The organism is Streptomyces sp. NPDC014894 (assembly GCF_043080985.1).
In the GTDB taxonomy this organism is placed as follows: domain Bacteria; phylum Actinomycetota; class Actinomycetes; order Streptomycetales; family Streptomycetaceae; genus Streptomyces.
The window spans coordinates 220926-241910 of record NZ_JBIBWD010000008.1 but is presented as its reverse complement, the minus strand read 5'-3'; the positions used below and the strand labels follow the sequence as shown (position 1 = coordinate 241910).

Genomic DNA, 20985 nt, shown 5'->3' with positions numbered 1-20985 from the left:
TCCGGCGACTGCTCGCCGGTGCTCCGGCCGTCGATGTGCTCACGCGGAGCGTCCCTTCCGGTTCTGCCGCCCGGCGATGATCCGGCCGGCGATGGTGGTGTCCACAATGGTTCTGGCGCCGACGGCTCCGCACAGTTCGAGATGTGTCACCACGGTCTCGATGTCCATGCCGGGCCGTGCGCCGTCGCCGCGGTCGGCGAGGGCGACCCAGCGGGCCAGCCGGGCCGCGGTCGGATAGTCGCGGCGCAGCATGGAGCGGGTCATTCCCCGGTACAGATCGAGCAGGCGGCGCTCGGCCTGCTCGGTGACGTCCCCGCGGACTCCGGGGAGCGCGAGCGGGGACAGCCGCGCCATCTCCTGCGTCCATGCGCGCCAGTGCGGCTCCTCGGAGGGAGCGGCGCCCTGTGCGGGCGGGGTGCGGCGCGGCGTCTCCAGGGTGATGACGGTGCCGTCGCCGCACTGGGAGAGCAGGGAGAGGGTCGCCCGGCCCAGACGAGCCGCTTCGGGCGGGTCGTCCGGGGCGGGCGGGAAAACGCGCAGCGCCTCCGCGACCACTTCACGGTCGGTCGGCGAGAAGGGCACGGAGGCCAGCAGCGCGGGTGCGAAGACATCAGGTCCCAGCACCCGCACCGCGGCCAATGCCGCCTTGGTGTCCAGCGTGTCCTGCACGTGGACCGCCAGGCCCGGAGAATCCTCCGCGCCCCGCAGGGCTCGCAGGACGCGTCCGGCCAGACTCTCCACCGCCGCTCCGTACTCAGACGACGGTGCGGAGCCCGTGTGCGACATTGGTGACTCGCCTTCTTTTGAAGTGATCAGAGGTGCCGAGGGTTAGGCAGGGGATTACTTCTTGGGCTGCTTCGGGGAGAGCAGAAGCGCCGCGAGCAGGAGAAACGCCGCCTCCGGCGCGTACACCGGAGCGCCGCTGACCGTGGCCTCGGGCTCGGCCATCAGGGTGTGCACGGCGGTGCGCTCGTCGAGGTCGGCGAGCACGGTGCGGGTGGTGGTCTGCATGGACATGTTTCCTCCAAGGAGGCCGCCGCTCAGCGAGCGGTCGGGTCAACCGACGTTGCACGGCGAGTGCCGACAACGGAATGACCGACACGCATAACGTGCCGTCACTGCATGGTGACCCTTTGAGGTCGCGCTCCGCGAGGGGAAGTCACCCATTTTCACCTGATGTAGTGAATGAGGATGATGCGCCCCGACCCCGCCGGATCCGTTCCCACCTGGGGTGATGGACGCGAGAGGCCCGTCACGGGGTCGGAGTGCCTGACTTCGGCCGGGCGCGCGGCCGGGGGAATCGCGGTATTGCCGACCGCCTTCCAGGGCCCTTCCGCAGGGCGAGCGGGCGGTGGGGGAGTGGCTTCGCCACCGCCCTGACCTGGGCGTACAGAGGGAACGGGGGTGGCTCTCCGGGCCGGCGCGGCGGCCGGCGGGACGGCTGCGCGCCCGCCCGGCGACAGCGGCGGACGGCGGCCCGGACCGGCGAAATCGCGGGCTCCGGCGGGCGGTCCGGGCGGTCGGGACGGTCTGTGCCGTCCGTGCGGTGCGGGTGGTGGCTAGTCGGTGACGAGGTCGTCCGGTGCGGACCGCGCCAGCTCCGCGAGCGTGGTGAGCGCCTGGGACAGCACCTCGGCCGGGGGCGAGGCGAGACCGATCCGGATCGCGTTCGGGGCGCGGTGGCGGCCCACGGCGAACGCCGCCGCCGGGGTCACCGCGACGCCGTGGCGCGCGGCCGCCGCCACGAAGGTGTCCGCCCGCCAGGGGCGCGGCAGTTCCCACCAGCGGTAGTACGAGCGCGGATCGCTCCGTGTGGTGAACTCGCCGAGCAACTCCCCCGCCATGGACTGGCGTACGGCGGCCTCCCGCTGCTTGGCCCGCACCAGTGCCCGTACGGTGCCGTCCCGTTGCCAGCGCGCCGCGGCCTCCAGCGCGAACCGCATCGGGGTGCAGCCGCCGGAGCGCAGTGCGGCGGCGACACCGCCGACGACCGCGGCGGGGGCCACCGCGAATCCGAGCGTCAGGCCGGGGGAGACGCGCTTGGACAGGCTGTCGACGAGGACCGTCCGTTCCGGCGCCAGCGCGGCGAGCGGCGGCAGATCGTCTCTGAGGAAGGCCCAGATGGAGTCCTCGATCGCGTAGATCCCCAAGCGCGTGAGCACATCGGCGAGTCGGCGCGTCCGCTCCTCCGGCATGGTGAGCGAGAGCGGGTTCTGCAGGGTCGGCTGGAGGTAGACGGCGTGCAGCGGGCCGGCCCGATGGGCTTCCTCGACGGCCTCGGGTACCACTCCCGCCTCGTCCAGCGCAAGCGGCACGAGGACCACTCCGAGCCGTGCGGCGATCGCCTTGACGACGGGGTACGTCAACTCCTCGACGCCCAGCCGGGCTCCGGGCGGCACCAGCGCGCCGATCACCGCCGCGATCGTCTGCCGGCCGTTTCCGGCGAGCAGCACCCGCGCCGGATCCGGCCGCCAGCCGCCGCGGGCGAGCAGATCGGCCGCGGTGTCCCGCGCGGCGGGGGTGCCGGCCGCGCCCACCGGCCGCAGCGCGGACTCCAGGGCGCCGGGGCGCAGCAGCTCACCGAGCCCGGCGGCCAGCAGCGCGGACTGCCCCGGCGCCTCGGGGTAGTTCAGCTCCAGGTCGACCCGGGTGCCGGAGGGTTCGGTGAGCGGGGAGGCGGCCGGCCGGTCGGCGGCGCGTACGAAGGTGCCGCGGCCGACCTCGCCGACGGTGAGCCCGCGGCGGGCCAGCTCCTGGTACACGCGGGTGGCGGTGGAGTTGGCGATGGCGTGCCGGCGGGCGAACTCCCGCTGCGGGGGCAGCCGGTCGCCCGCCCGCAGCCGTCCGGAGCGGATCTCCTCGGCCACCGTGTCGGCGACGCGTCGGTAGTCACTCATGGCGTTCCTCCTCGCGGCGGAGCGGGCGGCCGCCCGACCGCGGCTGGACGTCCTCGTCCCCGTAGGGCATCCAAGCACGAGATTGCACCGAGGGCAATACTGGAGATTGCCCCGAGCCGATAGCCTGATTTACACTCGGCAATGCTCCGGCCCCGGCTCTGCGCGGCCTGAGTGAGACGCGTGAACGCGCGGAAAGGAACCGGTCGATGGGTACGACCGCGACGACTCGCTGGACCGACGCTCTGCTCACCCTCCCTCCGTGCAATCGGTGCAATGCCCTCTGGCGGGGATTCCGCCGGGAGACCGCGGCGGAGCTGCTCCGGGAGTACGCCGCCCAGTGGCAGCGGGCGCTGACGGATCCGGGCACCCCGGACCGGGGCGTCGGGGCGCTCTCCTGGTCGCCCCTGGAACACGGCCGCCACATACGGGACATGTGTCTGGTCTTCCAGCAGGGCCTGGACGCCACGCTGGGCGCCGGCGCGCTCCCTCCCGGGCGGCCTGACGGCGGCCAGGGACTGCCTGACGGCGGCCAGGGGCCGCCGGGCGCGGCGCGCGAGGAGGGCGTACGGCAGTCCGTCGGCGAGGAGGGCATGAGGCAGTCCGTCGGCGAGGGGCCCGCGCCGCGGGTCACCGGCGAGGGATGCGCGCGGCAGTCCGTCGGCGAGGAGGACGCCCGGCGGGTCGCCGCCGAACTGGGCCGCGCCGCCGGCTCCCTCGCCGACCGCCTCGACACGCTCACCGCCGACGACTGGGCCCGCGCCGACCACCGGTTCGCCGACGACCGGCTCTCCGTCGGCTTCTTCACCCGTCACCTTCTCCACGACATCGCGCACGACCTCCGCGAGGTGCTGCGGGACGACCGCCCCGTCGTCGCGCACCCCGCGCGGGCGCGGCGCGGCGCGCTGGGGCGAAAGCGAGGCTTCCATGGTTGAGACGAGCGCGGTGCTCGGTGTGGTGACGATCGCCCTGGGGATGGTCCTCACCCCGGGCCCGAACATGATCTATCTGGTCTCCCGCAGCATCACCCAGGGACGGCGGGCCGGAGTCGTCTCCCTCGGCGGCGTCGCCGTCGGCTTCATGGTCTATCTGCTCACCACCAACCTCGGTCTGTCGGTGCTCTTCGTCGCCGTGCCCGAGCTGTACACCGTCATCAAACTGGCCGGTGCGCTCTACCTCGGATATCTGGCCTGGAACGCGCTCAGGCCCGGCGGGGCCTCCGTCTTCGCCCCCCAGGACATCCCGCACGACTCCCCGCGCAAGCTGTTCACGATGGGGCTGATGACGAATCTGCTCAACCCGAAGATCGCCATCATGTATCTCTCCCTCATCCCGCAGTTCGTCGATCTCGACGCCGGTCACGTCCTCCTCCAGGGCTTTCTGCTCGGCGCCTGCCAGATCGTGGTGGCCGTCTCCGTCAATCTCTCCATCGTGCTCGCGGCCGGCTCGATCGCCGTCTTCCTCGCCCGCCGTCCCGTCTGGCTGAAGGCGCAGCGCTATCTGATGGGCACGGTGCTCGGGGCGCTGGCCGTGTCGCTCGCCGTCGACACCTCCGTACCGGCCGCCGCCGGCTGACCGCCGCCATGGCCGCCATGGCCGCCATGGCCGCCACGGCCGCCACGGCCGTCCGGCCCCCGACCGTGCGGCCGTCCGCGGCGGCACGCTCCGGCGCGAGCGGGCCGCACTACTCGGAGGTGCTCGCCACGACGCCGTTCTCCCAGGCCCAGACGGCGATCTCGGTCCGATTGCGCACCCCGAGCCTGGTCTGGATCCCCGACAGATGGCTCTTGACCGTGCTGAGGGAGATGAACAGCTCGGCGGCGATCTCCTGATTGGTGCGGCCGCGCGCGATGGCCCGCACCACCTCCAGCGCCCGTCCGGACAGCTGCGGCGACCGCCCGGCGCGGGGCCGGGGCCTCGTACCGCTCTCGTTGAGATGCTTCAGCAGCCGCAGGGTGACCGACGGCGAGACCAGCGCCTCGCCGTTGTGGGCGGCGCGGACGGCCTCGACGAGCAGGGCGGGCCCGGCGTCCTTGAGGACGAAGCCCGCGGCGCCGCCGCGCAGCGCCCCGTACACGTACTCGTCGAGGTCGAAGGTGGTGACCACGACGACCCGCAGCGGGTCGACCGCCCCCGGTCCGGCCAGCGCGCGGGTGACGTCGAGGCCGTCGAGCCGGGGCATCCTGATGTCCACCAGGCACACGTCCGGCCGGAGCCGTCGGGCCAGCGCGATCGCCTCCACGCCGTCCGCCGCCTCCCCGACGACGGCGATGTCGGGCTGGTCCTCCAGGATCAGCCGCAGTCCGCGGCGGATCATCGCCTGGTCGTCGGCGAGCAGAACCTCGATGGTCACAGGGGTTCTCCGGCGGGGACGGGGAGGGTCGCCCGCACGGACCAGCCGCCGTCGGGCCGGGGCCCGGCGCGCAGTGAGCCGCCGAGCGTCTGGACGCGTTCGCGCATACCGATCAGACCGTATCCGCCCCGGTGCTGGGGCCGGGCCGCGTTCGGCGGGGCGTCGTCGGCGATCTCGACGGTGACGCCGTCCGGGTCGCGGCCGACGGTGATCTCGACGGAACGGGCGTGCCGCGCGTGCCGCAGCACATTCGTCAGCGCCTCCTGGACGACGCGGTACACGGTGCCGGCCACCTCCGGCGGCCACTGCGCGCCGTCGTCGGAGACGTTCAGGCGCACCGAGGGGCCCCGGCGGCCGAAGCGTTCGACCAGCGCGCCCAGCCCCTCGGGCCCGGGCGGGGCGGGGGCGGTGCCGTCGGTGTCGTCGCCGTCGCGCAACAGCCCGACGACGCGGCGCATCGCCGCCATGGCCTCGGTCCCGGCGGCCTCGATCTCGGCCAGCGAGTCCGGCACGCTCCCGGGGTCGCGTCGCGCGACGATCCGGGCGGCCTGCGACTGGATCAGCATGCCCGTGATGTGGTGCGCCACGATGTCGTGCAGCTCCCGGGCCAGCTCCAGCCGTTCGGCCCGGCGCACCCGTTCGGCGGCGGCCTTCGCCCGGCCGTCGAGCAGACGCAGCGACAGCCCCGACGCGACGGCGGCCAGCCAGGCCGCGGCGGCGATGGCCGCCACGGCCGACCCGGGCCGGACGGCCGACTGTGCGGCGATCACCAGCATCCCGCCGCCCGCGACGGCCCCGGCCCGCACCGGCGGCAGCGCCCTGACCGCGGACGCGATGAGCACCGCCAGACCCAGGGCCATGGAGGGGCCGAGCCCGGCGGGCAGCCGGACGCCGGGCGCCAGCGGTACGAGGACCGCCGCCGCCGCGACGGCGAGCCCCGCGACCGCCGTCCAGGTCCGCGCCCGGCCGCGTATCAGCGCGAGGCCGCACACCGCCGCCGAGGCGACGGCTCCGGGCGCCCAGGACGAGGAGCCCCAGGTCTGCGCGAGAGCGAGGGCCTGGACGGCGATCGCCGTCAGAAAGACGACGCCGAGCCCGACGGCGGGGACGACCCTGGCCCATCGGTCCGGAACGATCACAGGGATCAGGCTACCGAACACCCGCCCGTGCGCTGCCCCGTTCGAAGGGTCCGAGTGCCGGGATTCGGACGCCTCCACGGACGGTTCCCCGGACGCGTTCGCGGCGGCGGGGCCGGCCGCGCTCACCGATGCCGCCGTAGATCCGGTCGCACTACGATCACGGCCGATCGGACCGGGAGCCGTGCGCCGCCGGGGCGTCGGCGCGCCCGCCCCGGTCGAAGGCGCGCAGCGCCGCCCCCGTCACCAGGGCGGCGGTCATCCCCGCCGTGGCCAGGATCGCGACACCGCTCGGCCCCTCCAGCCAGCCGGCCCCGGCCACCGCGACGCCGCCCGCGGCGATTCCGGCGGCCGGTCCGGCCGGCAGCGCCCTGATCGCGGAGCCGACCAGCACCGACAGCGCCAGCGCCGTGACGGGCGCGGGCTCCCGGGGCAGCTCGTCCCCCGCGATCAGCGACACCGCGACGGCGAGCGACGTCACGGCCAGTCCCGCGCACACGATCGGTATCCCGCGCCGCCCGCGCGTCAGCGCGAGGCAGCCCACGACGGTCGAGACGGCGGAGCCGAACACCCAGGAGACGCCGCCCCAACTGGTCATGAACATGAACGCCGTGAAGGCGATCCCCAGGGCGAACACTCCGCCGAGCCCCACGGTGAACATCCTGTCGGCCGGTCCCGCCGGCCGATCCCCTCTATCCATGCCGCCCAGGCTAGAAAGGCGGCGCGCTTAGCGAACCGGCCGAAAGTACGGAACAGCCGTGCCGGAACCGTGCTTTCGAACGGTCCCGGTACGGGCAGGGCCGCGCCGCACGGCCCGACTCCGGCCCCGGTGTAGGGAGGTACGGCGACGGCGCTGGAGGTACGGCGTGCCCTGGCGCACGGTGCCGGGCGTACGGCGTACGACTCATCGCGTGTACGACGCACACGGCGCGCCCGGTTGCGGCGCACACGGGGGCCGGGTGTACACGCACACGGGCCCGCAGGAGTACGGGCGTACAAGGGGCACGCCGCACACGGGAGCACGGGCTGACCGGAGTACGAGGGCGCGGCCCCACCGGCCGGAAGTACGGCCGACACCGGCCGGAACCGTGCTTTCGGCCGGTGCCGCGACGGACGCGGAATCCCAGGATGGGCCGCATGCACCGCACAGACTCCCCGCCGACGTTCCACGCGGCGGGATTGACCAAGAGATACGGCCGTCGCGGCAGGCTCGCCCTCGACCGCGTCGACCTCACCGTCCCCGCCGGCCGCGTCATCGGCCTCGTCGGCCCGAACGGGGCCGGAAAATCGACCCTGCTGCATCTGACCTGCGGGCTGATCGAGCCGACGGCCGGTTCGCTGACCGTGCTGGGGTCCCGTCCGGCGGCGAACGCCGCGCATCTGGCCCGGGTGGGATTCGTCGCCCAGAACACCCCCGTGTACGACTCGTTCACCGTCGCCGAACATCTGACGCTCGGCGCGAGAATGAACCCGGCGTGGGACCCCGGCCTGGCCGAACGGCGCATCGGCCTGCTGGGCCTCGACCCCGCGCAGAAGGCGGGGCGGCTCTCCGGCGGACAGCGAGCACAGCTGGCGCTGACCGTCGCGGCGGCCAAGCGGCCCGAACTGCTCATCTTCGACGAGCCCGCCGCGGCGCTCGATCCGCTGGCCCGCCAGGGCTTTCTGCGGAACCTCACGGAGTTCGTACGCGAACTCGGCGCGGGCGCCGTGCTCTCCTCCCATCTGCTCGGCGACATCGAGCAGGTCTGCGACTACCTCATCGTGCTGTGCGACGCACGGGTCCAGATCGCCGGAGACACCCGGGAACTGCTGGCCGGACACGCCCGGATCACCGCGCCGCGCGCCGAGTTGGACCGACTGCCCGCCCTCGGCATCGAGGTGATCTCGGTGGACCACGACGGCGGACACGGCAGCGCCCTCGTCCGCACCGAAGCCGAAGCCGAAACCGGCACCGGCACCCTCACCCGTTCCCGAACCGCGACCGAAGCCCTGCCCCATCGGACCGAGCCCGTCACCCTGGAGGAACTCGTCCTCGGCTACATGACCCGGGCCGCCGCCGCCCCCACCGCCCGGAGGACCCAGCGATGATGTGGCTGAATTGGCGTCAGTTCCGCGTCCAGGCGCTGATCGCCCTCGGCGCGCTGGCCGTGATCGCCGCGTACACGGTGTATCTCGGCGGGGACGTCCGCGACGCCCGCGACGCACTCCGGGCCGTCTGCGGCGACCCGGCCGACTGCGCCCCGGCGACGAGCAGGTTCCGCGGCGAGTACCAGAACACCCTGCTCTTCCTCGCCGCCGGACTCTTCCTGATCCCGGCCCTCCTCGGCGCCTTCTGGGGCGCGCCCCTGATCGCCCGGGAACTGGAGAACGGCACCCACCGGCTCGTGTGGAACCAGAGCGTCACCCGCACCCGCTGGCTCCTCGGCAAGATGCTGCTCGTCGGCCTGGCCGCCGTGATCGTGACCGGCACGGCCGCCGCCCTGCTCACCTGGGCGGCCCGCCCCTTCGACGACGTCGTCAAGGAGCAGTTCGGCGCCTTCGTCTTCGGCGCGCGCCACATCGTCCCGATCGGCCACGCGGCGCTCGCCCTCACCCTCGGCGCCGTCCTCGGGCTCCTGCTGCGCAGGACCCTGCCCGCGATGGCGCTCACGCTCGTGGTGTTCCTCGCCTTCCAGTTCCTCTTCCCCAATGTGGTCCGGCCCGGCCTCGTGCCGCCGGAGCGGGCCACGCTGGCGATGACGGCCGAAGCCGTCAACGGGGCGCGGAACCTGGGCGGCATCGGCGGCGGCTCCGTCATCGGCGGAGTGAGGATCCCCGGCGCGCCCGACGCGTGGATCGCCGAGACCAGTCCGCTGCGCACCGCCGACGGCGAGACCCTCGGCGGGGCCGAGTTCAGCGCCTGCCTCGACAGCCCGCCCAGGACCGGCGCGGGCGGCACCTTCGGCGACACCGCGGTCTGCCTCGCCGGACACGACCTCCATGTCGACGTCCGCTATCACCCCGTGGACCGCTACTGGACGTTCCAATGGCTGGAGACCGCGATCTACCTGGCGCTCGCCGGGCTCCTCACCGCGTTCGCCGGGTGGCGGATCCGGCGCCGGGTGAGCTGACCGCCGTCACGGCCGGCGGCCTCCGCACGGGCCCCGGCCGCCCCGGGACACACCTCGCCGGGGTCGGCCGAACCCGGGACCAGGACGAATAGGATCACACGGACATATCCCAAGAGTGCGAGGGCACGAGGACACGACCGCTTCGGAGGCTGAACCGCCATGGCTGACCAGAAGGTTTACCTCGTCACCGGGGGAGGGACCGGCATCGGCGCCGCCACGGTGCGACAGCTGGCCGGGGCCGGACACCATGTGGTCGCCTCCGGGCGGCGGCCCGGACCGCTGGAGGCCGTCGCCCGGGAGACCGGCGCGCTGGCCCGCCCCTCGGACATCGGCGACCCCGACGCCGTCGGCGAACTCGTCGACGCGACCGTGAGCGCGTACGGCCGGCTCGACGGTCTCGTCCTCAACGCGGGCGTCGTGCGCGGCGGCGCTGTCGGCGATCTGACCGGCGAGGACTGGGAGACCGTGATGCGAGTCAACGTCACCGGCCCCTTCCGGCTGCTGCGCGCCGCGCTCCCGCGTCTGCTGGAGACCCGGGGCTCGGTCGTCGCGGTCGCCTCCGTCGCCGCGCTCCGCAACGGCCGGGGCAACGCCGCGTACGCCGCCTCCAAAGCCGCCCTGGTCCGGCTCTGCGGCTCCCTCGCCGTCGACTACGGGCCGCACGGCCTGCGGGCGAACAGCGTCTGCCCCAGCTGGGTGCGGAGCGAGATGGCCGACCGCCGGATGGAGAGCTTCGCCGAGGAGCACGACCTCGGCGGCGGGGGCGCCGACGCCGGATACGCCGAGGCCGCCCGGCTGCTCCCCGCCGGCCGCCCCGCCGAGCCGGGCGAGGTCGCCGAGGCCATCGTCTGGCTGCTGTCCCCGGCCGCGTCCTTCGTCAACGGCGCGGTCCTCACGGTCGACAGCGGTGTGACCGCCCTGGACCCCGGCTCCGTCCCCTTCGACTTCCGCGTCGAGCCCCGGGGCCTCCCCGTGGGCTGACCCGCGCACGTGCCGGGGCTCCCCGCCGCGCGGTCACCCCGCCCCGTCGGCGGCCAGCCGGTCCAGGGCCGTACGGAGGAAGGCGTCCCGGCGGGCGGTGACCTCCGCCGGGTCGGGGAGGACGGCCCCCTGCTCGCGAAGGGTCGGGACCCAGGCGGCCAGATCGGGCGGGGTGCTGAGCGCGGCGGTCACGTCCCAGAAGGCGACGACCCGTCCGTCCGGGCGGCGTCCCGACGCCCGGAGCCAGCCGTCCACGCGCCGTGGATGACCGCCGCGTCGCAGCGCAGGGAGCCCAGATCGACCCCGTAGTGCCCGGATCCCGCCGAGTCCCAGTCGACGATGCCCGTCAGCGTGTCCCCGGACCACATCGTGTTGCCCTGCCACAGATCGCCGTGGACCAGTACGGGCTCCTCGCCGGGCAGGGCGAACTCCGCGACCGCCCGCTCGGCCTCCTCGAACAGCGACGACCGTCCGCGGGCCCGCCGCAGGGCGGCGAAGTCCACGTCCGCCAGCGGTCGCGACCGGCGGGGGAGCCCCGGCCGAGGGGGCGACGGCACGGCGTGCAGCGCGGCCACGGCCGCGCCGAGCGCCCGCATCCGCTCCGGACGCACCCGCTCCGGCATCCGGCTGTTCCCGGGGACCACCGTCGTCAGGACCGCCGCCGACCCGTCGCCCGGCTCCCCGTCGAGCGCGCGGCCGAGAAGCCGGGGGGCCGCGATCCCGCGCCCGGCGGCCGACTCCAGCGCCGCCGCCTCGGTCTCCAGCGCCCGCCGCCCGCCCGGCCCCGACCCGGTCCTGAGCACGGCGGCCGCCGGACCGCGCGGGCCGCCCAGCCGGAGCAGCCACGGTCCCGCCCCCTCGCGCAGCCCCGTGACCGCGACGACGGGGGAGCCGGCGACGGACCCCGCCCAGCGGAGAACCTCGGCGGAGGGATGCTGTCGCGTCATGCGGTCCACCCTAGACGCCGGGGCCATCACGCCCTGGGGCGAGTGCCGTTGACCCCGCCCCGGCCCGCCCGGAGCCGTCGGCCGAACCGCCCCGAGGCCCGGGCGCGCCGCCTCGTACCGGCGGGCCGCTCGCGGGGGAGCGACCGAGTCCGTCGGGCGTCCGACGGAGGGCCGACGGGGCCCGCCGACCCGGTCCCGGAGGCGTCGCCGCCGGGTGGTCGAATGGGCCGATGACGGTCCGAAGACTCTGGGAGCGCCCGCTCCACCAGCGCGGTTCGGCCTCGGGCTTCGCGGTGGCCGAGGACCGCGTCGTGGTGCACGAGCGCCGGTCCCGTCTCGTCTGCCTCGACCGGAGCGACGGCTTCCTTCGCTGGGACGTCGCACTGCGCGCGTGGCCGAGAGGTCTGGTCGTGACGGGCGATCGCTGTCCGCTGCTGGCGCACGGCCGCGAGACCGCGCTGCTCTGCCTCGATCTCGGCACGGGAGCCGAGGTGTGGCGCGCCCCGGTCGCCCCGTACACCGGTCATCTCACGGTCGCCGGGGACACCGTCCTCGTCGGCGGCCGGCGCGGCCTCACCCCGCAGGCCGCGTTCGGGCTCGACGGCGGACGGCCGCTGTGGCGGACGCCGGCGCCGGTGCACACGGCGCTGCCGGAGGTGTGGGACGCCTCGTCGCCGGAGGTGCTGACGGGACACGGCCGGGACATCCGGCTGATCGACCCGCGCGACGGAGCGGAAACGGCCCGCCGACGGCTCCCCGAACCCCTGGCCCACCAGGACTCGCCCCGGCCTTCACCCCGATCGGCCCCGATCGATGTCTGGTGCGGAGCGGCCCCCGCGCGCTGTCGGTCCTCCACCGGTCCTCCGGCGGGGTGGAGGAGTTCGTACGCCACGACGCCGATCTGCTCCCGGAGGCCGCCCGGTTCGTCGGCGGCGCCGTGTGGCCGCGGGTCGCGCGCGGGGGCCATGTCGTCCTGGACCCCGCCGACGGGACGGAGCTGGGGCGGGTGGACACGGGACGGCCGGCGGCGGACGGAGTGGTCGATTCCGGCGGCGAGTTCGTCGTCGCCGGGGAGAACGGCCTGCTCCTGCGGGTGCGCGCGGACGGCACGGTCATGGACCGGGCCCGCGCGGCCGGGCGGATCGGCGCCCTGCGCCGGCTGGGCGAGGGGGAAGCGCTCATCACGACGAAGGGGACGTTGAAGGCCGTCGCCCTGTGACCGGAGGACGGCCCTTCGCCCGGTGCCGCGCCGAGTCGGCCAGCACCACGTGGAGGGTGCGCGGGCCGTGGACGCCCTCCACCCGGTCGAGTTCGATGTCGCTGGTCGCGGACGGCCCCGAGATCCAGGTCAGCGGCCGGGTCGGATCGAGGAGCGGCATGGCCAGCGGTACGGAGGCGACCACCTGGTCCGGCGCCCGCACCACGCAGATGTGCAGATCGGGTACGAGGGTGAGGATCCGGCGGCCCTGGCCCTCGCCCGCGTCCAGCACGATCGTCCCGGTCTCGGCGACGGCCAGGGCGCACCCGGTCACCACGGCGTCGGTGGCGTCCAGCCGTGCCGCGTCGAGCGTGCCGTCGTCGTATCGCCGCTCGACGCCCCGCGTCCCGCCCAGCCAGGCGGCGCAGCCGGGCCCGTACCGCCGGCGGCCCGGGGCTGCCGCCTACCGCGTGCGTCCGTGGACCCGGTCCTCCAGCCGCTCCCGACCGGTCGCGTCGGCGGCGCCGACGGCCCGGTCCGGGGGAATCAGACGGAAGGGACGCCGTCCACGGGGAACGGGACCGGGGAGGGGCGGAGGCCGCGGCGGCTGGGGCACGGCCCGCACTGCAATCCCCGAACCACCGCCCTCACCTGCGAATACACGAGAGTCGACCGCACCCGGGGGCACGGCCGCGCGAGGCGGTACGCACGTGACCGCCCGGCCGCGGCGCCGACAACGGGTTCCGGTCCGGCCGCGCCCCTGCTAGCGTCACGGACATGCTTCCTCACCGTGTCTAGGGCCGTCTGACTCCGCGCGCACCCACCGGGTGCGCCGCTTCAGCGTCCCCGTACACACGCGGCGCCCTCTTCGCGCGCCGTCCTCCCGAGGAACATCACCATGACTGCGCCTTCGCGCGTTCCCTCGTACGCCGCTGTTCTGCGGACCCGGCACGCCCGCCGGACCTTCGGCGCGGCCCTGCTGGGCCGCCTCAGCTACGGAACCGTCCCCCTCTCCCTGCTGCTCGCGGTCGCGGGCAGCACCGACTCCTACGCCGTCGCGGGCACCGTGATGGCCCTCTTCGGCGCGACGAGCGTCCTTCTCTCGCCGGTCCGCGCCGCCCTGATCGACCGGCACGGTCCGCGCCGGGCGCTGCCGCCGATGGCCGCCGCCTACGCGCTGCTGCTGGCGGTGCTGGCCCATGCCACCTGGGAACCCGGCGCGTCCGGGCTCCTGGTCGGCGTGTCGGCCGCCGCGGCCGGCGCGTGCACCCCGCCGCTCGGCCCGGTGATGCGGACGCTCTGGAGCGACCTCCTCCCCGACCGGCGGCTGCTCCAGCGCGCCTACAGCCTGGACGGCGTCGCGGAGGAACTCCTCTACGTCACCGGCCCGCTGCTGGTGGGTCTGGTGACGAGCGTCGCCGAACCGGCGGCCGGCATCGCGCTCAGCGCCGCGCTGGTGCTCTCCGGCACCCTCGCCCTCGTCTCCTCCCCGCCCGCCCGCGCGGCGGCGCGCGCCGTGAAGGCCCGGCCGGCCGGCGAGAGCCGGACCGCCCGGACCGCGCGGGGCCGGCGGGGCGGCGCGGGACTGGGCGGTGTGATCGCGATGTCGGCGGGCGTCGGCCTGTGCGTCGGGTCGCTCGACCTCCTGGTGGTGGCCTTCGCCGAGCAGAGCCACCGGCCCGGCGCGGTCGCCTGGGTGCTGGCCGCGCTCTCCGCGGGCAGTGCCGTCGGCGGTCTGACGCACGGCGCGGTGCACTGGCGGGGAGCGGACCGGACCCGCCTCGGGCTGTTCGTCGGCGCGCTCGCCCTGGCGCTGGCCGCCGCCGGTCTCTCGCCGAATCTCTGGCTGCTGGCCGCGGCGGCCGCGCTGGCCGGGCTGTTCGTCGCCCCCGCCATCACCACCGCGTATCTGATCGCGGACCGGTCCGCCGCCCCCGACGGCCGTACCCGGGCCGGCGCGTGGGTCAACACCGCCATCAACGCGGGGATGTCGGGCGGCACGGCCGTCGCGGGCCTGATGGTCGGCCGGCTGCCCCTGCCGCTCTGCTTCGCGCTGGCGGCGGCCCCCGCCCTGCTGAGCGCCGCCGCGCCGCTGATGGGAAGGCGGGCCCGGGCCGGGGCCGCCGGATCCGCCGCGCGGGCGGCCGACCAGCCCGCCTCGCCGGCGCGCTGAGAACGCGCCGCCCGGGGCGGCGCGTTCCTCCGTACGCCTGCCCCGGACGGAGCCGTCGCGCGGAACGCGACAGCGACTCCGGGGCGGTCCGGCGGGCGATCTCCCGCCCGCCGGACCGCCCCGGCCGCGTCCGCCTCGTGAGCCGCCCGGCCGCCGTCCGCACCCGGCGGACACCCGGCACCCGCGCCCGCTTCGGACCGGCACCCGGCACCCGCGCCCGCTTCGGACCGGCACCCGGCGCCCGCGCGTGCCCCGGCAGGCACCCGGCACCCGGCACCCGCGCACGCCCCGGCCGGGTCCCGGGGCCGCGCACGCCCCGGCCGGGTCCCGGGGCCCCGCACGCCCCGGCAGGTCCCCGGCCGCCCCGCACGCCCCGGCAGGCCCCCGGCCGCCGCGCCCGCTCAGCAGATACGCGGCAACTGCTCGCCCAGCGGCAGATCGACCACCCGGGTGCCGCCGAACGCGGTCCGGGCGACCACCATCCCCGGGTGCTCCGGCACGCACTCCCCGATCACCGCGGCCGCCGCGCCCAGCGGATGGGCCCGCATCGCGGCCAGTACGGCGTCCGCGTGCTCACGCGGGACGAAGGCGACCAGCTTGCCCTCGTTCGCCACGTACATCGGGTCCAGACCGAGGATCGCGCAGGCGTTGGCGACCTGGGGCGGCACCGGCACGGCGCGCTCCCGGACGAGCACCCCCACCCCGGCGGCCCTCGCGATCTCATTGAGCGCCGCCGCCAGCCCGCCCCGGGTGGGATCGCGCAGGACGTGCAGATCCGGGGTGACGGCGAGCATCGTCTCCACCAGCCCGGTCAGGGCCGCACAGTCGCTGCTCACCTCCGCCCCGAACTCCAGGCCCTCGCGCACGCTCATGATCGCCACCCCGTGGAGCCCGATCTCCCCGCTCACGATCACCACATCGCCCGGCTCGGCGCGCTGCGGTCTGATGTCCACCCCGGGCGGGATCAGCCCGATGCCCGAGGTGTTGATGTACACCCCGTCCCCGTGGCCCGCCTCCACCACCTTGGTGTCGCCGGTGACGACCTCCGCACCGGCCGCGCGGGCGGCGTCCCCCAGCGCCCGCGCGACCCGGCCGAGCAGCTCGGTCTCCACCCCCTCCTCCAGGATGAAGCCGCAGGACAGATAGGCCGCCCGCGCACCGCTCATGGCGAGGTCGTTGACGGTGCCGTTCACCGCGAGATCGCCGATGCTGCCGCCGGGGAAGAACAGCGGCCGGACCACGAACGAGTCCGTGGAGAACGCGAGCCGCGCGCCGCCGATCAGCAGTGCCGCGCTGTCGCCGAGATCGGCCGCCGTACGCCCGCCGAACGCCGGCAGGAAGATGTGCTCCACCAGTTCGGCGGAGAGCGCGCCGCCCCCGCCGTGGCCCATCACCACCCGCGGCTGGTCGCGCAGCGGCAGGGGACAGGTCCAGCCGCAGACGTCCGGCGCGGCGGGGGCTTCGAGTGCGGACGGGGCGTCAGCCAACGGGGTTCGCCTCCAAGGCGGCCGCCGGGGTGTCCAGACGGCGGTAGAGGTAGTACGCGGCGCAGGCGCCCTCGCTGGACACCATGGTCGCGCCGAGCGGGGTGCGCGGGGTGCAGACGGTGCCGAAGACGGCGCACTCGTTCGGCTTGATCAGCCCCTGGAGCACCTCGCCGCTGCGGCACTCGGCCGGCTCCAGGGTGGTGATGTCCGCGACGTCGAAGCGGTGCTCGGCGTCGAATTCGCGGTAGCGGGCGCTCAGCCGCCAGCCGCTGAGCGGGATCACGCCGATCCCGCGCCACGCGCGGTCGGTCACCTCGAAGACATCGTCCAGCATGGCCCGCGCCGCCGGATTCCCCTCCGGCCGCACCGCCCGCGGATAGGCGTTCTCGACCCGGTGCTCGCCGCGCTCCAGCTGCCGCACGGTGCGCCGTACGCCCTCCAGGATGTCGAGCGGCTCGAAGCCGGTGACGACGATCGGCACCCGCCAGCGCTCGGAGAGCGCCGGGTACTCGTCGGTGCCCATCACACTGCACACATGACCGGCCGCCAGAAAGCCCTGCACCCGGCAGGAGGGCGAACTCATGACCGCCTCGACGGCCGGCGGCACCCGGACGTGCGAGATGAGCACGCTGAAGTTGCGGATGCCGCGCTTGCGGGCCTGGTGCACGGCCATGGCGTTGGGCGGCGCGGTGGTCTCGAAGCCGATGCCGAAGAACACCACCTCGCGGTCGGGGTTCTCGACCGCGATGCGCAGCGCGTCCAGCGGCGAGTACACCACCCGCACATCGCCGCCCGCGCCGCGGACCTGGAACAGATCCCGCCCGGTGCCCGGCACCCGCAGCATGTCCCCGAAGGAACAGAAGATCACCCCCGGCGCGGAGGCGATCTCCAGGGCCTTGTCGATCATCTCCAGGGGTGTTACGCACACCGGACACCCCGGGCCGTGGATCAGCTCCACCCCGTCGGGCAGCAGCTGGTCGATGCCGTGCCGGATGATGGTGTGCGTCTGCCCGCCGCACACCTCCATCAGCGCCCACGGCCGGGTCACCGTCGCCCTGATGTCGTCGAGCAGGCCCCTGGCCAGCTCCGGATTCTGGAACTCCTCCAGATACTTCACCGCTCCACCTCCCACGGATCCCCGAACTCCTCCTGCAGCAGACCCAGCTCGGCGAAGAGGTCGAGCGTTCTGCGCGCCGACTCCTCGTCCAGCCGCTGCAGGGCGAACCCGACGTGCACGATCGCGTACTCGCCCACCTTCAGGTCCGGCAGATACTCCAGACACACGTCCTTGACCACTCCGCCGAAGTCGACGACGGCCATCCGGGCGCCGTCCCGCTCCGCGATCTCCATCACCCTGCCGGGCACCGCCAGACACATGGAGCCGTCTCCTCTCAGGTCAGGACCCGCCCGGTCACCATCAGCTGGCCGAGCGCGAGCCCTCCGTCGTTGGGCGGCACACGGCGGTGCCGCAGCACCGTGAACCCGTCCGCCGTCAGATCGCGCGCACACCCCGACAGCAGCAGCGCGTTGCCGAACACCCCGCCGGTCAGCGCCACCGTCGTGAGCCCGTGCGCCTCCCGGGCCCGCGCGCACAGCCGCCGCACCAGCTCCACCACGGCGGCGTGGAAGCGGGCGGCGATCCGGCCGGCCGGCGCCCCGGCCCGCACCTCGGCCGCCGCCGCCGCGAGGACGGGGGCGGGATCGGCCAGCCACCGGCCCTCCCGCTCGCGCAGCGCGAAGCGGTAACCCTCCGCCGGGCCGTGCGCGTGCGCCGCGCCCTCCAGCTCGATCGCCGCCTGCGCCTCGTACCCGCTGAGGTGGCAGATCCCCGCCAGCGAGGAGACCGCGTCGAAGAGCCGGCCCATGCTGGAGGTGGGGACGCAGCCGAGTCCGGAGTCCAGCCGGCGCGCCAGCACCCGGCGTTCGTCGTCGGGACAGCGGGCGACGGGCGGCAGATCGTCCGCCCAGCCGATGCCCGCGGACCGCAGATGGGCCAGCGCCATCCGGTACGGGCGCGTCACCGCCGCGTCGCCGCCCGCCAGGGGCGCGTAGGACAGCTGACCGAAGCGGGTGAAGCCGTCGTAGTCCGCGAGCAGCACCTCGCCGCCCCACACCGCGCCGTCGTCGCCGTACCCGGTGCCGTCGAAGGCGACGCCGATGACCGGCCGGCCGCCGTCGAGACCGTGCTCCGCCATCGCCGCCGCGACATGCGCGTGGTGGTGCTGCACCCGCCGCACCGGCCGGCCGTCCGCCCGGCGCGCCGCACGGGCCGCCGAGCGGTAGCCGGGGTGCCGGTCGGCGGCCAGCACGGCCGGCGCGACGCCGGTCAGCGCGCCGAGATGACCGGCCGCGCGGTCGAAGGCGTCCAGCGTCGCCAGATCGTCCATGTCGCCGATGTGCGCCGACAGCCAGGCGTGCCGGCCCTCCGCGAGCGCGAGCGCGTTCTTCAGATCGCCGCCCGCCGCGAGCACCGGGTGGACCGGCAGCGGCAGCGGGACGGGTGTGGGGACGTATCCGCGCGAGCGGCGCAGCGGCAGCGTCCGCCCGTCGACGACCCGCACCACCGAGTCGTCGCACGGCACATGGATCGGCCGGTCGTGCGCCAGCCAGGCGTCCACCAGCGGCGCGAGCCGCTCCAGCGCCTCCCGGTCGTCGGTCACGATGGGCTCCCCGGCGAGGTTGGCGCTGGTCATGACCAGCAGCCGGGGCCCGGGCGGATCCCCCGGCAGACCGAGCAGCAGATGGTGCAGGGGGGTGTACGGGAGCAGTACGCCGAGGTCGGGGCCGCGCGGCGCGACCGCGTCCAGCGCCGCGCCCCCGGCCGTGTCCCGGGAGCCGGGCCGCCGCCGCAGCAGGACGACGGGCCGGACGGGACCGGTCAGCAGCGCCCGTTCGGCCGCGCCGACGTCCGCGAGCCGCTCGATGTCCGCGAGCCCGCGCGCCATCACGGCGAACGGCTTGTCGCCCCGGTTCTTGCGGCGGCGCAGCTCCGCGACGGCGTCCGCGTTCCCGGCGTCGCACGCCAGGTGGTAGCCGCCGATCCCCTTGACCGCCAGGATCGCGCCGTCCGCCAGCAGTTCCCGGGCCCGGCCGAGCGCCTCCCCGCCGCCGAGCGCCGACCGGCCCGGGGCCAGCAGGGCGAGCCGGGGGCCGCAGTCGTGACAGGAGACCGGCTGGGCGTGGAAGCGCCGGTCGGCCGGGTCGCGGTACTCCCGCTCGCACTCCGGGCACATCGGGAAGTCCGCCATCGTCGTGGCCGCCCGGTCGTACGGCAGACCCGTGACGATGGTGAAGCGCGGCCCGCAGCCGGTGCAGGTGATGAACGGATGGCGGTGGCGGCGGTTTCCGGGGTCGGCGAGTTCGGCCAGACAGGGCGCGCAGGTCGCGGTGTCGGGCGGGATGAGGGCGCGGCCCGCGCCGCCGCCCGCCCGGGAGGGGGCGATCGCGAAGCCCTTCGCCCCGGTGGCGTCGATGCCCTCGTGGCGTACGGAGGCCACCCGGGCCGGCTCCGGGGCGTCCGTCCCCACCCGGCGGCAGAAGGCGTCGACCGCGTCCGGCGTCCCCTCGATCTCCGCGAGGACCCCGTCGCCGGTGTTGGTGACATGGCCGGAGAGCCCGAGTTCGGCGGCGAGCGCGAAGACGTACGGCCGGAAGCCGACGCCCTGGACCACCCCCTGCACGGCGACCCTCCGGCGCAGCGGGGCGACCGCCTCCGGCGACCGGGTCACCGGTGGTCCGCGACCGGGCCGCCGTGCCGGTGCGCGCGCGGGACCGCGTCGGGTTCGTGGGCGTGGGGCACGGCGGGGTGGTCGTGGGAGTGTGCGCCGTGGACGTGGACGTCCGGGGCGTGGTCGTGTTCGTGGAGGGCCGGGTCGTGGACGTGCGTGTCCGGGCCGTGCGCGTCCGGGTGCGGGTGCGCGTGCGCCTGTGGGTGCGTGTCCGGGTGCGGATGCGCGTATGGGTGCGTGTCCGGGTGCGGGTGTGCGGGGGAGTGCCGGTCCGCCGTACGGGACATCACCGGCCGGTGCGCGGCCGCCCCCTCCCGCACCGCGAGCGCCCGCTCCAGCAGCGCGCCGACGCCCCGCCCGGCGCGGGCCGAGGTGAAGACCACCTCCACGCCCGGATTGACCCGCGCCACATTGCGGACGAACGTGTCCTGGTCGAAGCCGACGGCCTCCGCGATGTCCGTCTTGGTGACCATCACCAGCTGGGCCAGCCCGAACGCGCCCGGATACTTCAGCGGCTTGTCCTCGCCCTCCGTCACCGAGGCCAGCGTCACCCGCAGCGACTCCCCGAGGTCGTAGGAGGCCGGGCAGACCAGATTGCCGACGTTCTCCACGAAGAGGACCCGGGTGCCCGAGGGCAGCCAGCCCGCCAGATAGCCGCGCAGCATCACCGCCTCCAGATGGCACAGCCCGTCGGTGAACACCTGCTGGACCGGGGCCCCCGTACGCGCCAGCCTGCGGGCGTCGTTCTCGGTCGCGAGATCGGCGGTGAGCGCCGCGACCGGCACCCCGCGCTCGCGGGCCAGGGCGAGTTCGGCCTCCAGCAGCGCGGTCTTCCCGCTCCCCGGACTGGACAGCAGATTCACCGCCACCGTGCCCCGGGACGCCAGCTCGGCCCGCAGCGCCCGCGCGCTGTCGTCGTTGCGGGCGAGGACCGCCTGCCGGAGATCGGCCGTACCGCACATGGCATTCCGCCTTCCT

Annotated in this window: 20 protein-coding genes and 2 pseudogenes; 8 read left to right on the top strand and 14 right to left on the bottom strand. The window is 75.3% G+C overall.

The window, feature by feature from the left end; genetic code table 11:
* Window positions 1–39: 39 nt before the first annotated feature.
* The 3 genes from ACF089_RS20870 to ACF089_RS20860 all read right to left on the bottom strand — a co-directional run bounded on the left by ACF089_RS20870 (window position 40) and on the right by ACF089_RS20860 (window position 2897).
* Window positions 40–741, bottom strand: coding sequence for a hypothetical protein (locus ACF089_RS20870; RefSeq protein ID WP_392028591.1), 702 nt, complete (start codon window positions 739–741; stop codon window positions 40–42).
* A gap of 99 nt (window positions 742–840) precedes the next feature.
* Entirely contained in the window at window positions 841–1011 is a 171-nt protein-coding gene (locus ACF089_RS20865; protein ID WP_392028589.1) for a hypothetical protein, read from the bottom strand.
* A gap of 548 nt (window positions 1012–1559) precedes the next feature.
* Window positions 1560–2897: a PLP-dependent aminotransferase family protein gene (locus tag ACF089_RS20860; protein WP_392028587.1), complete on the bottom strand. Its 1338-nt coding sequence runs from the start codon at window positions 2895–2897 to the stop codon at window positions 1560–1562.
* Between the two features lie 206 nt (window positions 2898–3103).
* Between ACF089_RS20860 and ACF089_RS20855 the strand changes: the two genes are divergently transcribed.
* A complete protein-coding gene (locus ACF089_RS20855) occupies window positions 3104–3829 on the top strand; it encodes a DinB family protein (RefSeq protein ID WP_392028585.1) in 726 nt (241 codons plus the stop codon).
* Window positions 3822–4469, top strand: coding sequence for a LysE family translocator (locus tag ACF089_RS20850; RefSeq protein WP_392028583.1), 648 nt, complete (start codon window positions 3822–3824; stop codon window positions 4467–4469). The genes ACF089_RS20855 and ACF089_RS20850 overlap by 8 nt, the downstream gene beginning before the upstream one ends.
* A 109-nt stretch (window positions 4470–4578) precedes the next feature.
* Here ACF089_RS20850 and ACF089_RS20845 read toward each other — a convergent pair whose 3' ends face one another.
* The 3 genes from ACF089_RS20845 to ACF089_RS20835 form a co-directional block, all read right to left on the bottom strand.
* Complete coding sequence (locus ACF089_RS20845; protein WP_392028581.1) at window positions 4579–5247, bottom strand: response regulator; 669 nt, start codon at window positions 5245–5247, stop codon at window positions 4579–4581.
* Complete coding sequence (locus tag ACF089_RS20840; protein WP_392028579.1) at window positions 5244–6386, bottom strand: sensor histidine kinase; 1143 nt, start codon at window positions 6384–6386, stop codon at window positions 5244–5246. The genes ACF089_RS20845 and ACF089_RS20840 overlap by 4 nt, the downstream gene beginning before the upstream one ends.
* Before the next feature lie 157 nt (window positions 6387–6543).
* Entirely contained in the window at window positions 6544–7083 is a 540-nt protein-coding gene (locus ACF089_RS20835) for a metal transporter (protein WP_392028577.1), read from the bottom strand.
* Between the two features lie 437 nt (window positions 7084–7520).
* Between ACF089_RS20835 and ACF089_RS20830 the strand changes: the two genes are divergently transcribed.
* The 3 genes from ACF089_RS20830 (at window position 7521) to ACF089_RS20820 (ending at window position 10474) form a co-directional block, all read left to right on the top strand.
* A complete protein-coding gene (locus ACF089_RS20830; protein ID WP_392028575.1) occupies window positions 7521–8471 on the top strand; it encodes an ABC transporter ATP-binding protein in 951 nt (316 codons plus the stop codon).
* Window positions 8468–9493, top strand: a complete 1026-nt coding sequence (locus tag ACF089_RS20825; protein ID WP_392028574.1) for an ABC transporter permease subunit — start codon at window positions 8468–8470, stop codon at window positions 9491–9493. The genes ACF089_RS20830 and ACF089_RS20825 overlap by 4 nt, the downstream gene beginning before the upstream one ends.
* Before the next feature lie 159 nt (window positions 9494–9652).
* On the top strand, window positions 9653–10474 hold the full coding sequence (locus ACF089_RS20820) for an SDR family NAD(P)-dependent oxidoreductase (RefSeq protein ID WP_392028572.1): 822 nt from the start codon (window positions 9653–9655) through the stop codon (window positions 10472–10474).
* Between the two features lie 33 nt (window positions 10475–10507).
* Here the strand turns inward: ACF089_RS20820 and ACF089_RS20815 are convergent, their stop codons facing one another.
* Window positions 10508–10666: a hypothetical protein gene (locus tag ACF089_RS20815; RefSeq protein ID WP_392028570.1), complete on the bottom strand. Its 159-nt coding sequence runs from the start codon at window positions 10664–10666 to the stop codon at window positions 10508–10510.
* A complete protein-coding gene (locus tag ACF089_RS20810) occupies window positions 10663–11421 on the bottom strand; it encodes a phosphotransferase enzyme family protein (protein ID WP_392028568.1) in 759 nt (252 codons plus the stop codon). The genes ACF089_RS20815 and ACF089_RS20810 overlap by 4 nt, the downstream gene beginning before the upstream one ends.
* A 230-nt stretch (window positions 11422–11651) precedes the next feature.
* Between ACF089_RS20810 and ACF089_RS20805 the strand changes: the two are divergent.
* A pseudogene (locus ACF089_RS20805) lies at window positions 11652–12077 on the top strand (PQQ-binding-like beta-propeller repeat protein); the annotation flags it as partial.
* A 164-nt stretch (window positions 12078–12241) separates the two neighbouring features.
* The gene (locus ACF089_RS20800) at window positions 12242–12640 is read left to right on the top strand and encodes a hypothetical protein (protein WP_392028955.1); all 399 of its coding nucleotides are present in this window, start codon (window positions 12242–12244) and stop codon (window positions 12638–12640) included.
* On the opposite strand, the pseudogene ACF089_RS20795 reads toward ACF089_RS20800, so the two are convergent.
* Window positions 12603–12983 (bottom strand): annotated as a pseudogene (locus ACF089_RS20795) (lactate utilization protein C); the annotation flags it as partial. The gene ACF089_RS20800 and the pseudogene ACF089_RS20795 sit on opposite strands and share 38 nt — an antisense overlap.
* A 534-nt stretch (window positions 12984–13517) precedes the next feature.
* Between ACF089_RS20795 and ACF089_RS20790 the strand changes: the two are divergent.
* Window positions 13518–14792, top strand: a complete 1275-nt coding sequence (locus ACF089_RS20790; RefSeq protein WP_392028566.1) for an MFS transporter — start codon at window positions 13518–13520, stop codon at window positions 14790–14792.
* 401 nt (window positions 14793–15193) lie between these two features.
* On the opposite strand, the gene hypE is transcribed toward ACF089_RS20790, so the two are convergent.
* From hypE to hypB, 5 genes are read right to left on the bottom strand one after another with little or no spacing between them, the layout of a single operon-like run.
* Window positions 15194–16279, bottom strand: coding sequence for a hydrogenase expression/formation protein HypE (gene hypE, locus ACF089_RS20785; protein WP_392028564.1), 1086 nt, complete (start codon window positions 16277–16279; stop codon window positions 15194–15196).
* Window positions 16272–17396, bottom strand: a complete 1125-nt coding sequence (gene hypD / locus ACF089_RS20780) for a hydrogenase formation protein HypD (RefSeq protein WP_392028923.1) — start codon at window positions 17394–17396, stop codon at window positions 16272–16274. Before hypD ends, hypE begins: the two co-directional genes overlap by 8 nt.
* Window positions 17393–17656 carry a HypC/HybG/HupF family hydrogenase formation chaperone gene (locus tag ACF089_RS20775; protein WP_392028562.1) on the bottom strand — a complete coding sequence of 88 codons (264 nt, stop codon included), beginning with the start codon at window positions 17654–17656 and terminating at the stop codon, window positions 17393–17395. The genes hypD and ACF089_RS20775 overlap by 4 nt, the downstream gene beginning before the upstream one ends.
* Window positions 17657–17670: 14 nt before the next feature.
* On the bottom strand, window positions 17671–20007 hold the full coding sequence (gene hypF, locus ACF089_RS20770; RefSeq protein ID WP_392028560.1) for a carbamoyltransferase HypF: 2337 nt from the start codon (window positions 20005–20007) through the stop codon (window positions 17671–17673).
* On the bottom strand, window positions 20004–20969 hold the full coding sequence (hypB, locus tag ACF089_RS20765) for a hydrogenase nickel incorporation protein HypB (protein WP_392028558.1): 966 nt from the start codon (window positions 20967–20969) through the stop codon (window positions 20004–20006). Before hypB ends, hypF begins: the two co-directional genes overlap by 4 nt.
* Window positions 20970–20985 lie beyond the last annotated feature (16 nt).